The 13,728-nt window shown below is 59.2% G+C and carries 10 protein-coding genes, 2 tRNA genes and 3 rRNA genes; 10 read left to right on the top strand and 5 right to left on the bottom strand.

Annotation, left to right across the window (positions count from 1 at the left end):
* Positions 1–54: 54 nt before the first annotated feature.
* Positions 55–555 carry a putative toxin-antitoxin system toxin component, PIN family gene (locus BM43_RS18615; protein WP_036049888.1) on the bottom strand — a complete coding sequence of 167 codons (501 nt, stop codon included), beginning with the start codon at positions 553–555 and terminating at the stop codon, positions 55–57.
* Between the two features lie 57 nt (positions 556–612).
* Here BM43_RS18615 and yaaA point away from each other — a divergent pair, with 57 nt between their 5' ends.
* Together yaaA and BM43_RS18605 are read left to right on the top strand one after the other, a co-directional pair.
* Complete coding sequence (gene yaaA / locus BM43_RS18610) at positions 613–1,395, top strand: peroxide stress protein YaaA (protein WP_036049891.1); 783 nt, start codon at positions 613–615, stop codon at positions 1,393–1,395.
* A 69-nt stretch (positions 1,396–1,464) separates the two neighbouring features.
* Positions 1,465–2,616, top strand: a complete 1,152-nt coding sequence (locus BM43_RS18605; RefSeq protein ID WP_036049894.1) for a M14 family metallopeptidase — start codon at positions 1,465–1,467, stop codon at positions 2,614–2,616.
* Positions 2,617–2,725: 109 nt separating this feature from the next.
* Here the strand turns inward: BM43_RS18605 and BM43_RS18600 are convergent, their stop codons facing one another.
* The 4 genes from BM43_RS18600 to BM43_RS18585 all read right to left on the bottom strand — a co-directional run bounded on the left by BM43_RS18600 (position 2,726) and on the right by BM43_RS18585 (position 6,482).
* Positions 2,726–3,346: a BspC domain-containing protein gene (locus BM43_RS18600; RefSeq protein WP_036049896.1), complete on the bottom strand. Its 621-nt coding sequence runs from the start codon at positions 3,344–3,346 to the stop codon at positions 2,726–2,728.
* Positions 3,347–3,511: 165 nt separating this feature from the next.
* The gene (locus BM43_RS18595) at positions 3,512–4,186 is read right to left on the bottom strand and encodes an energy-coupling factor ABC transporter permease (protein ID WP_036049898.1); all 675 of its coding nucleotides are present in this window, start codon (positions 4,184–4,186) and stop codon (positions 3,512–3,514) included.
* A gap of 60 nt (positions 4,187–4,246) precedes the next feature.
* A complete protein-coding gene (locus tag BM43_RS18590; protein WP_013698834.1) occupies positions 4,247–5,083 on the bottom strand; it encodes a LuxR C-terminal-related transcriptional regulator in 837 nt (278 codons plus the stop codon).
* 181 nt (positions 5,084–5,264) lie between these two features.
* Entirely contained in the window at positions 5,265–6,482 is a 1,218-nt protein-coding gene (locus tag BM43_RS18585; protein WP_013698833.1) for a DUF2863 family protein, read from the bottom strand.
* A 596-nt stretch (positions 6,483–7,078) separates the two neighbouring features.
* Here BM43_RS18585 and BM43_RS18580 point away from each other — a divergent pair.
* The 8 genes from BM43_RS18580 (at position 7,079) to BM43_RS39125 (ending at position 13,722) form a co-directional block, all read left to right on the top strand.
* A 16S ribosomal RNA gene (locus BM43_RS18580) occupies positions 7,079–8,611 on the top strand.
* Between the two features lie 64 nt (positions 8,612–8,675).
* A tRNA-Ile gene (locus BM43_RS18575) sits at positions 8,676–8,752 on the top strand.
* Between the two features lie 36 nt (positions 8,753–8,788).
* A tRNA-Ala gene (locus tag BM43_RS18570) sits at positions 8,789–8,864 on the top strand.
* A gap of 295 nt (positions 8,865–9,159) precedes the next feature.
* Positions 9,160–12,039, top strand: a 23S ribosomal RNA gene (locus BM43_RS18565).
* A gap of 185 nt (positions 12,040–12,224) precedes the next feature.
* Positions 12,225–12,338 (top strand): 5S ribosomal RNA (gene rrf, locus BM43_RS18560).
* The 16S, 23S and 5S rRNA genes sit together here with 2 tRNA genes alongside, the layout of an rRNA operon.
* Before the next feature lie 147 nt (positions 12,339–12,485).
* The gene (cueR, locus tag BM43_RS39135) at positions 12,486–12,911 is read left to right on the top strand and encodes a Cu(I)-responsive transcriptional regulator (RefSeq protein WP_080742280.1); all 426 of its coding nucleotides are present in this window, start codon (positions 12,486–12,488) and stop codon (positions 12,909–12,911) included.
* A 197-nt stretch (positions 12,912–13,108) separates the two neighbouring features.
* Positions 13,109–13,255: a DUF3563 family protein gene (locus BM43_RS39130; protein WP_013698831.1), complete on the top strand. Its 147-nt coding sequence runs from the start codon at positions 13,109–13,111 to the stop codon at positions 13,253–13,255.
* 155 nt (positions 13,256–13,410) lie between these two features.
* Positions 13,411–13,722, top strand: coding sequence for a hypothetical protein (locus tag BM43_RS39125; RefSeq protein ID WP_370449028.1), 312 nt, complete (start codon positions 13,411–13,413; stop codon positions 13,720–13,722).
* The last annotated feature ends 6 nt before the right edge of the window (positions 13,723–13,728 follow it).

The following is a 13,728-nucleotide window of genomic DNA, read 5'->3' as shown; positions in this document are numbered from 1 at the left end:
GTCGGGCGGATGCGATGGGGTGGACGGGGCCGAGCGCGGCGCGGGCTGCGGCCTTCAGGCCGGCGTCGGCTCGGTAGGTTCGGCGGGTTCGAGCCCGCAGGCGCTCACGAACGGCGCCGGCTGCGCGATCCGGAAGTGGAAGTCGCGTTCGGTGCGGCGCGAGAGCTTCAGCAGCGCGCGGTCTTTCGACACGAGCCAGTCGGCATCGACGGCCCGGGCGAGTTCGAGGAATTTCTGGTCGTCGCGGTCCTTGCACTTCGGCAGCGGCGGCGCGTTCTCGGGCAGCGGAGCCGAGCCATCGGCCGCTTGCGAGAGCCGGGCGACGGTGGCCAGCGCGGCGGCCTTGTCGACCGCGCGCGAGGCGAATTGCGGATAGTCGAGCACGTGCTCGAGTTCGTTCAGGCAGCGCGCGTCGATTAGGGCAACCAGGCTGCCGTTCTCGAGCGCGGCCCGGATCGGGCGCACGGCGGGGTCGTCGAACACGAGGATGTCGATCCAGACGTTCGAGTCGAGCACCACGCGGTGCCCGTCTCGCGGAGCGTTGGGGCTGGGCATTCGTTACAATCGGTGGTTTTCGTCTGACGGCACCGCACCGCGTGCCGGCGAGCCTCTATGATAATCGTTCTCTCTCCCGCGAAATCGCTCGATTACGAGACCCCGCCCCATATTCCGACCCACACGCTGCCCGACTTCATCGAAGACGCGGCCGAGCTGATCGAGGGATTGCGGAAACTGTCGCCGCAGCAGATTTCCACGCTGATGGACATTTCGGACCCGTTGGCCCGTCTCAACTTCCAGCGTTACGCGGATTGGTCGCGCCAGTTCACGGCCGCCAACGCCAAGCAGGCGGTGCTCGCCTTCAATGGCGATGTCTACGAGGGTTTCGACGCGCGGACCTTGTCCGCCTCCGATCTCGACTATGCGCAGCAGCATGTGCGCGTGCTGTCCGGCCTCTATGGGCTGCTGCGCCCGCTGGACCTGTTGCAGCCGTATCGGCTCGAGATGGGCACGCGTTTCCAGAATCCGCGCGGCAAGGACCTGTACGCCTTCTGGGGCGAGCGCATCACGCGGGCCTTGAACACGCAACTGGCCTCGCGCGATGGCGACGCACGCGTGCTCGTGAACTGCGCCTCGACCGAGTACTTCAAGTCGGTGAAGCCGAAGCTGCTCGACGCGCCGGTCATCACGCCGGTGTTCGAGGACTGGAAGGGCGGCCGCTACAAGATCATCAGCTTCCACGCCAAGCGCGCGCGCGGCTTGATGGCGCGTTACGCGGTGACCCGGCGCATCGCGTCGGCCGAGCATTTGAAGGACTTCGCCGAGGAAGGGTATGCCTTCGACGCCGAGGCCTCGAACGATTCCACCTATGTGTTCCGTCGGCGGATCGGCGCGTAATCCACGCGCCGTCCCCGAGATTCCGATCTGATCCCGTGCCTCAAGAGGGCGCGGCTACCTGGAGACAAGATGACTCTCTCGATTTCCACCCAGTTCGATGCCGGCGCGATCGACGTCGTGTTCTGCGAGCGTCCCGAGGAGATCCGCCTGCGGATTCGCGGCGACAATCAATCCGAGTTCGCGCAATGGTTCTATTTCCGCCTGTCGGGCGCGCGCGGCGAGCGCTGCGTGATGCGTTTCGAGAACGCGCACGAGAGCGCCTACCCGGCGGGCTGGCGCGGTTATCGCGCGGCGGCGAGCTATGACCGCGTGAACTGGTTCCGCGTGCCGACCGATTTCGATGGCAAGGTGATGACGATCGATCACACGCCGGAATTCGACAGCATCTACTACGCCTACTTCGAGCCCTATGGCGAGGAGCGTCATTCGGAATTCCTCGGCGCGATCCAGCAGATGCCGCAGGCCAACGTGGTCGAGCTGGGCCGTACCGTCGAGGGGCGGCCGATGTCCCTGCTCGTGCTCGGCACGCCCGACGAGGATGGCAGCAAGAAGAAGGTATGGGTCATCGCGCGCCAGCATCCCGGCGAATCGATGGCCGAATGGTTCGTGGAAGGGCTGGTCAAGCGTCTGGCGGGCTGGGGCGACTGGGCGGGCGACGCGGTTGCGCGCAAGCTCTACGATCACGCGACCTTCTATATCGTCGCGAACATGAATCCCGACGGCAGCGTGCACGGCAACCTGCGCACCAACGCGGTCGGCGCCAACCTGAACCGCGAGTGGATGGAACCCGACGCGGCGCGCAGCCCCGAGGTGCTGGTGGTGCGCGATGCGATCCACGCGATCGGCTGCGACATGTTCTTCGACATCCACGGCGACGAGGACCTGCCCTACGTGTTCGTGGCCGGTTCGGAAATGCTGCCCGGCTTCACCGATCGCCAGCGCGAGGAGCAGGACGCGTTCATCGCCGCGTTCAAGCAGGCAAGCCCCGATTTCCAGGACGAGCATGGTTATGCGGCCAGCAAGTATCGCGAGGATGCGCTCAAGCTGGCCTCGAAATACATTGGCCACGCCTTCGGCTGCCTATCGCTGACGCTCGAAATGCCGTTCAAGGACAACGCCAACCTGCCGGACGAGCGCGTCGGCTGGAACGGCGAGCGCAGCGCGGCGCTCGGTGCCTCGATGCTGCTGCCGATCCTGAACCATCTGCAGCGCTTTGCCTGAGGAGCCGATGCCTCGGCGTTGAATGCGCAAAACAAAAGGCCGGAATGTCGACGCATTCCGGCCTTTTGCATGAAGAGCCGATCGTGACGCGCCGCGAGGGCGCCGGGGCTCAGGATTTCTTCGCCGTGCTCTTCTTCTTGACGGCTTTCTTGCTCGTCGTCGATTTCTTCACCGTCGCCGATTTGCGAGTGCTCTTGCCGCTCGCCTTGGCCTTGCCCTTGCCGCGATGACCACCGTGCAATTGCCGCTTCGACGAACTGCTGCGCTCGGCGCGCGGCCTGGCGGGAGGGACCGGGTCGTTCCAGCTGAAGGCGAGCATCTGGCTGCCGACATAGCCGCAGCGGAATTTCAGGCTGGCCGGGTCACCGCCGTTCTGCGAAATACCGAGACCTTCGACCGTCACGATGCTGTCGACCTTGATGCGCTGCTTGCCCTCGTCGAACGAGTCGTTCCAGGGGGTGATCGTGGCATTGCTGCTGTCGAATGCGCTGGGCGGGAATTCGACGTGATCGAATGCACTCGATGTGCTCGCAATGAAATTGCCGTGCGCGGCGCAGTCGGCGACGAGCGGATCGGCATGCATTTCGGTGACGTATTTATTGATCAGTTCGGTGCGCTGATCGAGCAGGTCGGCGAAGGCGGGGGCGGAAAGCGCAAGCGACAGGCCTGCGACACAGGCTGCCAGCTTGCCGAACACGCCGAATAGACGCTGGGCGGGGAAGCTGTCCATCAGGATTCGAGAGTGCGGAATTGAGTCGCCGGGCACGTAAGATGCCCGGCGAAGGCGAAGAGTTCAATCTTAGCGCAATTTTTTTGACATGCTGCTGTTTGGCTGGTCGAAAGTGCCGGCTCGCGAACCGAGCCGGCACGATTGCCCGAGCAGCAGTGGATATTTTCAGGCGCGAGGGCCGCCGAGACGGTAGCGACGCACATCGAAGGTGGTCACCCAGGCCGGCCGGTAGATTGCGATCAGGGCGGTGGCCATGCCGGTGAACCAGGCCTCGCCGAGTGCGAGCAGCAGCGTGTTCAATCCATAACCGGCCGGAATCACCAGGGCCGAGCCGTCGGCGATGCCGATCTGCACGCCTGCTGCCGCTGCGGCCACGATGCCGATGGTGACGGCCGGGGCGACGAAGCCCTGGCCGACGATGAATGTTGGGAGGTTGTGGGGCAGCCAGGCAACCGCGGCACGCTGGAACAGCGTCGAAATGGCAACCGGCAGGGCGCCGTAGACGAGATAGGTTAGGCCGACACCCTGCCAGCTCGCATCGAAGACGATGGCCGCGATGCCGGTGACGGCGCCCATCGCGATCAAGGCGAGCGTCCAGTCGAACAGGGTCGCGATCAGCGTCGCGCCGAGCAGATGCATGACGAGGCCGTCGTCGAGCCAGGCGTTCGAAGCCCAGAGCACGGTGATCGTGGCGATCAGCGCACACCAGACGTGCTGCAGTGTCGGATCCTTGAGGCGGCTGAACGGACGCTTCCACGACGCGAGCGCGAGCGCCGCCGCGGCGGCGATCCAGCCACCGACGGCGACCCAGAGCGGAAGCGGCGTGTAGAGGAAGCCCATGCTTCGAATATTACTCGTTGACGCTGAAAAATGGGAACCGATTCGACTCCCGGCGCCGACTCAGGTGTTGCGTTTCGGCGTCGTCGGCTCCGGCTCGGCCGCCATGGGTACCGGGATCTGCGGCCCCTCGTAGGCAACCAGCGGATATTTCCTGCGGCTTGCGCGTGGGGATGGCGGAATCGAGCCTGGTGAGCCGAACAAGGGGCGCGACTGGGTCTGGCGGGCCGTCGCGAGCACCTCCAGATGCGGCGGCAGCCAGCCGTTGTAGATTGCCACGGCGGCGGCGCGGTTGGCCGCGCCGAGCTGCTGGAAAATGCTGGCGAGATGGATCTTGACCGTGCCCTCGCTGATGCCGAGCGTGCGGGCAATCATTTTGTTCGTGTTGCCCATGTGCACGAAACGCATGATCTGCGCTTGCCTGGGTGAGAGGACGCCGGTGCTCGGTTGGCGACGCAGGGGGATCTTCCTGGCGATACGGACTGAACGATCGCCGGCCAGGCGTGCCTCGATGAGATCGAGCGCACCGGGCGGTATGTAGTAGCCGCCCAGCAGCACCATTTCGAAGGCCCGGATCACGAGGTGGGAGCCCATGCTGCGCGGAACCACGCCCTGCGCGCCGGTCGCGAACTGTTCCTGGGCTGCCGTGGCCGACGTATCGTCGACCAGTACCGCGACGGGCGTCGGCGCGCTGGCCTCGCACAGCGCGCGCAGATCGCCGAGACGAGGCCCGTGCGGGGCGTCGACGACGATCATGTCGAAGCTGTGCTGCCTGACGACGCGCATGGCCTGCCGCCAATCCTTGGCATCGTTGTAGCCGCCGTGCCGATCGATCTGCCGCAGCAACGCCTTCAAGCCGTCGCGGCGCTCCGCGTCAGGACTCAACACCAGGAATCTCATCGCTGCCTCCTTCGTTTGGTTTGTAGCGTGATGACGATTAGCGTCGCGAACATGATGACAAAACGATTACGTCGCGTCGGCCTAGCCGAACGTCATAGGAAGAGGTGCAAGTATGTGAAAAAAAAGAGCCGCCTCGCGGGCGGCTCTTTGTCGCTGTGAAACAGCGCGGCGGCGTGCCGGCTCAATGGAAATGCGGCTGGGCGGGGGAGGCGTCTTCCGGCATTTCGGCGTGGACGATTTCACCGAGCGGGTCGGCATACAGCGGAACGCCGCAATCGTCGCAGTATTCCGGTTCGAAGCGGCCGGCGTGACGGCGGATGTCGGTCACGCCCGTATCCTTCAGCAGCGAGACGATTTCCTCGATCGGGCCGTCGACCGGGGCCTCGGCATCGACCATCGTGTCTTCCACGGCGATGTCGCCGTTCTCGCGTCCATACAGCGGCCACACGACGCCGTAGATCACGTCGTTGCTGCCGCGTCGCGTGAAGCCGATCCGGTATTCGTCGATGCGGCGCTCGCCGAAGCCTGCGACGACAGCCCGCAGTTCCTGAGGGGCAGCGCCGATGGTGTCGAACAGGTAACGGATGGCGGTGCGAACCGTATGCGGACGAACGCGCTCGTCGGCGTCGCGGCATGCCGAGTAATAGGCGTCCGGCAGCAGGCATTCGAATTCGCAGCCCGGCAGCGCGTTGGCCAGATTGCCGCCGCCCTGGCTGGTCCATTGTTCGAGGCACTGGCCGCGCTCGATGCGCGCGCCTTGCTCTTCTTCCTGCCAGCGGAACATCGGCGAGCCGGCTGGCGTCGCGACCACGGCCAGCAGGAAGCGCGGGTCAGCCAGGATCGGCGAGGTTTCGGGCAGGTCGCCGAAGTTGAGGCGGGGCGCCTGGCCGCCGAGCGCGGCTTGCGCGAGCTGCTGCGTGAGGCGATAGGCCTCGACGTGATGGCGCGGCAATTGGTCGATGCTGTAGAGGAAGGGGGCGAGCGCGACGTGCGTGTGTTCCGCGAGCACATGTGCCTGCAGGTGCGTGCGCAGGACCTCGGCGATTTCGGCCTTGAGCGTCCCGGACGGAATCATGTAGCGCGTCCAGGCGAGAATCGGCACGGCGACGAGCAGCGCTTCGTGCGTCTGCCCCTCGTGTTCGACGAGCAGCGACTCGCTGTGGGTCTCCGCCATGTCGGCAAGCGCGCCATAAGCATCGGGATGATTCTGCTGCAGATGGTCGAGCGCGGCGTCGAGGGTCGTCTGATTGCCGTTGCGGATCACCTTCGTGAGCAGCGCGTCGAGCTTCGCTTCCCAGAACCGGTCCTCGACACGGCTGCCGGATGCGAACAACGCGAGCGACAGGCCGACCAGTTTGTCGGCATCGGGGGGAAGGCGTTTGGCGGTTCGCTGGCGCATAGATCTGGATAGTTAGAGGTGGGTGCTTTGAGCCAGCCATTTTAGTCGGTTCCCGCGCGGAGTAGCGGGTCGTCCGGACGGCTACGAGAATTCCGGTACGTGCTGGCGAAGCAAGGCGAGGGGGATGTGGGAGAAAGGCGAAAAAATATGTTCGATTCCCTCTTGCGCGCTGGCCAAAGCCTGCTTAGAATCACGCCTCTTTCGCGCTAACGGAAACGCGGTGCGAAAGGGGAAGCAAGGTTGGATGGGCTGAGCGCTAGGTTGGATCGGCAGCTGGCTCGTTTGACTGAGAAGTGATCGACGAAGTGTGTTGATCGCGGCGCTGAAAAAAGTAGTTGACGCGCTGCGAAATGTTGATCATAATCTCGCTTCTCTGCTGCTGAAGAAGCCAAAGTTGCTTCGCAGATACGCTCTTTAAAAATCTACAGCCGATAAGTGTGGACGCTTGATGGCAGCGGTCCTGATCTCCGGATCAGGTCAGCAAAAGTATCAAGAGTCTCACACAAAAGTAAGTCAGGTTTGTGAAGCAATTCATTAACCTGTCAGCTTTGAGTGAGCGACCGGTTCATTATGAACCGAAAACAGTAACAGGTATTGAACTGAAGAGTTTGATCCTGGCTCAGATTGAACGCTGGCGGCATGCCTTACACATGCAAGTCGAACGGCAGCACGGGTGCTTGCACCTGGTGGCGAGTGGCGAACGGGTGAGTAATACATCGGAACATGTCCTGTAGTGGGGGATAGCCCGGCGAAAGCCGGATTAATACCGCATACGATCTACGGATGAAAGCGGGGGACCTTCGGGCCTCGCGCTATAGGGTTGGCCGATGGCTGATTAGCTAGTTGGTGGGGTAAAGGCCCACCAAGGCGACGATCAGTAGCTGGTCTGAGAGGACGACCAGCCACACTGGGACTGAGACACGGCCCAGACTCCTACGGGAGGCAGCAGTGGGGAATTTTGGACAATGGGCGAAAGCCTGATCCAGCAATGCCGCGTGTGTGAAGAAGGCCTTCGGGTTGTAAAGCACTTTTGTCCGGAAAGAAATCCTGAGGGCTAATATCCTTCGGGGATGACGGTACCGGAAGAATAAGCACCGGCTAACTACGTGCCAGCAGCCGCGGTAATACGTAGGGTGCGAGCGTTAATCGGAATTACTGGGCGTAAAGCGTGCGCAGGCGGTTTGTTAAGACCGATGTGAAATCCCCGGGCTCAACCTGGGAACTGCATTGGTGACTGGCAAGCTAGAGTATGGCAGAGGGGGGTAGAATTCCACGTGTAGCAGTGAAATGCGTAGAGATGTGGAGGAATACCGATGGCGAAGGCAGCCCCCTGGGCCAATACTGACGCTCATGCACGAAAGCGTGGGGAGCAAACAGGATTAGATACCCTGGTAGTCCACGCCCTAAACGATGTCAACTAGTTGTTGGGGATTCATTTCCTTAGTAACGTAGCTAACGCGTGAAGTTGACCGCCTGGGGAGTACGGTCGCAAGATTAAAACTCAAAGGAATTGACGGGGACCCGCACAAGCGGTGGATGATGTGGATTAATTCGATGCAACGCGAAAAACCTTACCTACCCTTGACATGGTCGGAATCCTAGAGAGATCTGGGAGTGCTCGAAAGAGAACCGATACACAGGTGCTGCATGGCTGTCGTCAGCTCGTGTCGTGAGATGTTGGGTTAAGTCCCGCAACGAGCGCAACCCTTGTCCTTAGTTGCTACGCAAGAGCACTCTAGGGAGACTGCCGGTGACAAACCGGAGGAAGGTGGGGATGACGTCAAGTCCTCATGGCCCTTATGGGTAGGGCTTCACACGTCATACAATGGTCGGAACAGAGGGTCGCCAACCCGCGAGGGGGAGCTAATCCCAGAAAACCGATCGTAGTCCGGATTGCACTCTGCAACTCGAGTGCATGAAGCTGGAATCGCTAGTAATCGCGGATCAGCATGCCGCGGTGAATACGTTCCCGGGTCTTGTACACACCGCCCGTCACACCATGGGAGTGGGTTTTACCAGAAGTGGCTAGTCTAACCGCAAGGAGGACGGTCACCACGGTAGGATTCATGACTGGGGTGAAGTCGTAACAAGGTAGCCGTATCGGAAGGTGCGGCTGGATCACCTCCTTTCTCGAGCTAATACCGCGAAAGTTGAGCGTTCACGCTTATCGGCTGTAAATCAAGACAGACTCAGGGGTCTGTAGCTCAGTCGGTTAGAGCACCGTCTTGATAAGGCGGGGGTCGTTGGTTCGAATCCAACCAGACCCACCAATTGTCTGGCGGTAGAAACCTGAGACGTCTCTGTATGGGGGCATAGCTCAGCTGGGAGAGCACCTGCTTTGCAAGCAGGGGGTCGTCGGTTCGATCCCGTCTGCCTCCACCAATCTTCAATGACAAACGTTCGGGTCAGTTGACTCGAGTCTTTGTCATTGGCGATTGAGCCAGTCAGAGGATATTGAAAGATATCGGCTGTCGTTCTTTAACAATCTAGAAGAAGTAGTAATTTGGATAGCGGAAGCGTCTATTGAGATGGGCGTGGAAACTATCCGGGTTGTGATTGTATCGATGTATCTCAAGATGATTCGAACTTCATGTTCGGCTCAATTGGAATACGGCACAAATGCGAGAACTCAACCTGTAGCGGCCTGTCAAGCGAAAGCGAGACAGACTCGTTATAGGGTCAAGCGAACAAGTGCATGTGGTGGATGCCTTGGCGATCACAGGCGATGAAGGACGCGGTAGCCTGCGAAAAGCTACGGGGAGCTGGCAAACGAGCTTTGATCCGTAGATGTCCGAATGGGGAAACCCACTCCTTTTGGAGTATCCATAGCTGAATACATAGGCTATGTGAAGCGAACGCGGTGAACTGAAACATCTAAGTAACCGCAGGAAAAGAAATCAACCGAGATTCCCAAAGTAGTGGCGAGCGAAATGGGAAGAGCCTGTACTCTTTATTTGTATTGTTAGTCGAACGCTCTGGAAAGTGCGGCCATAGCAGGTGATAGCCCTGTAGACGAAAACAGTATGAAAGAACTAGGTGTACGACAAGTAGGGCGGGACACGTGAAATCCTGTCTGAAGATGGGGGGACCATCCTCCAAGGCTAAATACTCGTGATCGACCGATAGTGAACCAGTACCGTGAGGGAAAGGCGAAAAGAACCCCGGGAGGGGAGTGAAATAGATCCTGAAACCGCATGCATACAAACAGTCGGAGCCTCGTAAGGGGTGACGGCGTACCTTTTGTATAATGGGTCAGCGACTTACGTTCAGTAGCAAGCTTAACCGAATAGGGCAGGCGTAGCGAAAGCGAGTCCGAATAGGGCGTTCAGTTGCTGGGCGTAGACCCGAAACCAAGTGATCTATCCATGGCCAGGATGAAGGTGCGGTAACACGTACTGGAGGTCCGAACCCACTAACGTTGAAAAGTTAGGGGATGAGCTGTGGATAGGGGTGAAAGGCTAAACAAACTTGGAAATAGCTGGTTCTCTCCGAAAACTATTTAGGTAGTGCCTCGTGTCTCACCTTCGGGGGTAGAGCACTGTCATGGTTGGGGGGTCCATTGCGGATTACCCCGCCATAGCAAACTCCGAATACCGAAGAGTGCAATCACGGGAGACAGACATCGGGTGCTAACGTCCGGTGTCAAGAGGGAAACAACCCAGACCGCCAGCTAAGGTCCCCAAATATAGCTAAGTGGGAAACGAAGTGGGAAGGCTAAAACAGTCAGGAGGTTGGCTTAGAAGCAGCCACCCTTTAAAGAAAGCGTAATAGCTCACTGATCGAGTCGTCCTGCGCGGAAGATGTAACGGGGCTAAGCTATATACCGAAGCTGCGGATGCATATTTATATGCATGGTAGGAGAGCGTTCCGTAAGCCTGCGAAGGTGCATTGTAAAGTGTGCTGGAGGTATCGGAAGTGCGAATGCTGACATGAGTAGCGATAAAGGGGGTGAAAGGCCCCCTCGCCGTAAGCCCAAGGTTTCCTACGCAACGTTCATCGGCGTAGGGTGAGTCGGCCCCTAAGGCGAGGCAGAAATGCGTAGCTGATGGGAAGCAGGTCAATATTCCTGCACCATTGTTAAATGCGATGGGGGGACGGATCGCGGAAGGTTGTCCGGGTGTTGGAAGTCCCGGTCGCTGCGTTGGAGAAGGCACTTAGGCAAATCCGGGTGCAGAATTCAAGGGCGTGGCGCGAGCTTCTTAGGAAGCGAAGCAATTGGAAGTGGTTCCAAGAAAAGCCTCTAAGCTTCAGTTTAACAGTGACCGTACCGCAAACCGACACAGGTGGGCGAGATGAGTATTCTAAGGCGCTTGAGAGAACTCGGGAGAAGGAACTCGGCAAATTGGTACCGTAACTTCGGGATAAGGTACGCCCCTGTAGCTTGACTGGCCTGCGCCAGAAGGGTGAAGGGGTTGCAATAAACTGGTGGCTGCGACTGTTTAATAAAAACACAGCACTCTGCAAACACGAAAGTGGACGTATAGGGTGTGACGCCTGCCCGGTGCCGGAAGATTAAATGATGGGGTGCAAGCTCTTGATTGAAGTCCCGGTAAACGGCGGCCGTAACTATAACGGTCCTAAGGTAGCGAAATTCCTTGTCGGGTAAGTTCCGACCTGCACGAATGGCGTAACGATGGCCACACTGTCTCCTCCCGAGACTCAGCGAAGTTGAAGTGTTTGTGATGATGCAATCTCCCCGCGGCTAGACGGAAAGACCCCATGAACCTTTACTGTAGCTTTGCATTGGACTTTGAACCGATCTGTGTAGGATAGGTGGGAGGCTATGAAACCGGAACGCTAGTTTCGGTGGAGCCGTCCTTGAAATACCACCCTGGTTTGTTTGAGGTTCTAACCTTGGCCCGTGATCCGGGTCGGGGACAGTGCATGGTAGGCAGTTTGACTGGGGCGGTCTCCTCCCAAAGTGTAACGGAGGAGTACGAAGGTACGCTAGGTACGGTCGGAAATCGTGCTGATAGTGCAATGGCATAAGCGTGCTTAACTGCGAGACCGACAAGTCGAGCAGGTGCGAAAGCAGGTCATAGTGATCCGGTGGTTCTGTATGGAAGGGCCATCGCTCAACGGATAAAAGGTACTCTGGGGATAACAGGCTGATACCGCCCAAGAGTTCATATCGACGGCGGTGTTTGGCACCTCGATGTCGGCTCATCTCATCCTGGGGCTGTAGCCGGTCCCAAGGGTATGGCTGTTCGCCATTTAAAGAGGTACGTGAGCTGGGTTTAAAACGTCGTGAGACAGTTTGGTCCCTATCTGCCGTGGGCGTTGGATATTTGAAGGGGGCTGCTCCTAGTACGAGAGGACCGGAGTGGACGAACCTCTGGTGTACCGGTTGTCACGCCAGTGGCATCGCCGGGTAGCTATGTTCGGAAGAGATAACCGCTGAAAGCATCTAAGCGGGAAACTCGCCTTAAGATGAGATATCCCTGGAGGCTTGACCTCCTTGAAGGGTCGTTCGAGACCAGGACGTTGATAGGTCAGGTGTGTAAGCGCAGTAATGCGTTCAGCTAACTGATACTAATTGCCCGTAAGGCTTGATCCTATAACCAGTCTGCGCCGATGTTCGCAGGTGCCAAGGCACCGCGGCCATCCCGTCCTGAGCCCAGCTCAGGATCTTGGAGCGCGACAGGTCATACAGATGGAGTCTCGTGTGCTGATACACACAACCCCATTACTACTTCTTCGAGATTGGTCGTGGCGCTCATAGCGACGCGACAACCCCTTTAGCCTGATGACCATAGCGAGTCGGTACCACCCCTTCCCATCCCGAACAGGACCGTGAAACGACTCCACGCCGATGATAGTGCGGATTGCCCGTGTGAAAGTAGGTAATCGTCAGGCTTCCCTTCATGACAACCCCCGTTGCCCTAGGCAACGGGGGTTTTGTCTTTTTGCATTGCCCAAACGCAGCTTTCCATGCATATCCCCTTACGCACAAGCATCTTGTCATCGCGCTAAGATCTGGAAGAAATTGATCAGGAGGGCAACGTGAATATCAGTGAAGCCGCGCGCGCATCGGGCGTCAGCGCAAAGATGATTCGTTATTACGAAAGTGTCGGCCTGATCGAGCCGGTCCAGCGTACTGACGCGGGTTATCGCACTTACGGCGGCAACGAGGTCCACCTGCTGAAATTCATCCGGCAAGCGCGTCGCCTTGGTTTTCTTGTTGACGATGTGCGCAAGCTTCTGGCGCTCTGGCAGGACCGTGCGAGAGCAAGCGCAGAGGTGAAGGTGATCGCGCTCGAGCACGTATCGGAGCTCGATAAACGCATCGCCGAGCTGACCGATATGCGCAATACGTTGGCAAAGCTCGCCGCCCACTGTCACGGCGACGATCGTCCGGACTGCCCGATTCTCGAAGAACTGGCTGCCCCGAATGAGCACCATTGTGGTGCGACGCGACGACAGTTTTGATCGCGCCTTTTCCGGATATATCCTTGTGAATCAACGGGTTGATGGAAATGTTGGTCAATTATTCCAAATTGGCATGCCATCCATTCGTGCATTTCATTAGCAAACTGGTGCGCTCTCGCTATAATTCGGGATAACCCTATACGGGATATCCCTTATCCAGATTCACCGGGGGATCTCAAACTTCCTTGGAGAGCATCATGGTTGCCTACATCGTTGAAAAGCTGAGCTACTGGTTCGAATCCGCTGAGCGTGAGCGTCGCGAAGCCTACCTGGCCTCGTCGAGCGACATCGTTCAACTCGAGCAGCGCATTCGCGCCCTCGAAACGAACGGCTACTCGCTGTAAGTCTTACCGGCGTCGGTCGCATGCGCTGAGCATGCGAAGCATGAAGAGCCCCGAAATTGTCGGGGCTTTTGCTTTTTGGGGTTCTGGGCGTCTAGCGCGTGCTCGGGGAGCGGCTGTATCGTTTCGACATGGACACGACAGCGAGGATGGATGGCATGAACCAGGGAATCTCTCTCCGCCGCGCCGGAGCTCGGTGTGCCTGGATGGCAGCGATGCTTGTCGTGATGGCCGGGGGCGGCCATGTGATGGCGAAGGAAGATCGGCCGCCAGTTGTGCTCGACACCCAAACCGGTATCCACGACGGTCGTTCAGGTGTCGTGCTGCAGACCGCTCCGCTGAATCCGGCCCCGATCGTGGCGCCTGCGCAAATTCGGCAGCCTGCACAGTTGCCGCAGGACAATCAACAAACGCCGTTGATCGTCGCTCCCTATATTCGCGTCCCAACCGATTCGGGGCCGCGCCGATAAGACAAA

It is taken from the genome of Burkholderia gladioli, assembly GCF_000959725.1.
Classification (GTDB): Bacteria; Pseudomonadota; Gammaproteobacteria; order Burkholderiales; family Burkholderiaceae; genus Burkholderia; species Burkholderia gladioli.
Note: the sequence above shows the minus strand (reverse complement) of the source record. Positions and strands in the feature narration are given on the sequence as shown.

Coding starts and splice junctions, on each gene's coding strand:
- BM43_RS18615 (WP_036049888.1), bottom strand. CDS start 555: ATGCCCAGCCCCAACGCTCCGCGAGACGGGCACCGCGTGGTGCTCGAC.
- yaaA (WP_036049891.1), top strand. CDS start 613: ATGATAATCGTTCTCTCTCCCGCGAAATCGCTCGATTACGAGACCCCG.
- BM43_RS18605 (WP_036049894.1), top strand. CDS start 1,465: ATGACTCTCTCGATTTCCACCCAGTTCGATGCCGGCGCGATCGACGTC.
- BM43_RS18600 (WP_036049896.1), bottom strand. CDS start 3,346: ATGGACAGCTTCCCCGCCCAGCGTCTATTCGGCGTGTTCGGCAAGCTG.
- BM43_RS18595 (WP_036049898.1), bottom strand. CDS start 4,186: ATGGGCTTCCTCTACACGCCGCTTCCGCTCTGGGTCGCCGTCGGTGGC.
- BM43_RS18590 (WP_013698834.1), bottom strand. CDS start 5,083: ATGAGATTCCTGGTGTTGAGTCCTGACGCGGAGCGCCGCGACGGCTTG.
- BM43_RS18585 (WP_013698833.1), bottom strand. CDS start 6,482: ATGCGCCAGCGAACCGCCAAACGCCTTCCCCCCGATGCCGACAAACTG.
- BM43_RS39130 (WP_013698831.1), top strand. CDS start 13,109: ATGGTTGCCTACATCGTTGAAAAGCTGAGCTACTGGTTCGAATCCGCT.
- BM43_RS39125 (WP_370449028.1), top strand. CDS start 13,411: ATGAACCAGGGAATCTCTCTCCGCCGCGCCGGAGCTCGGTGTGCCTGG.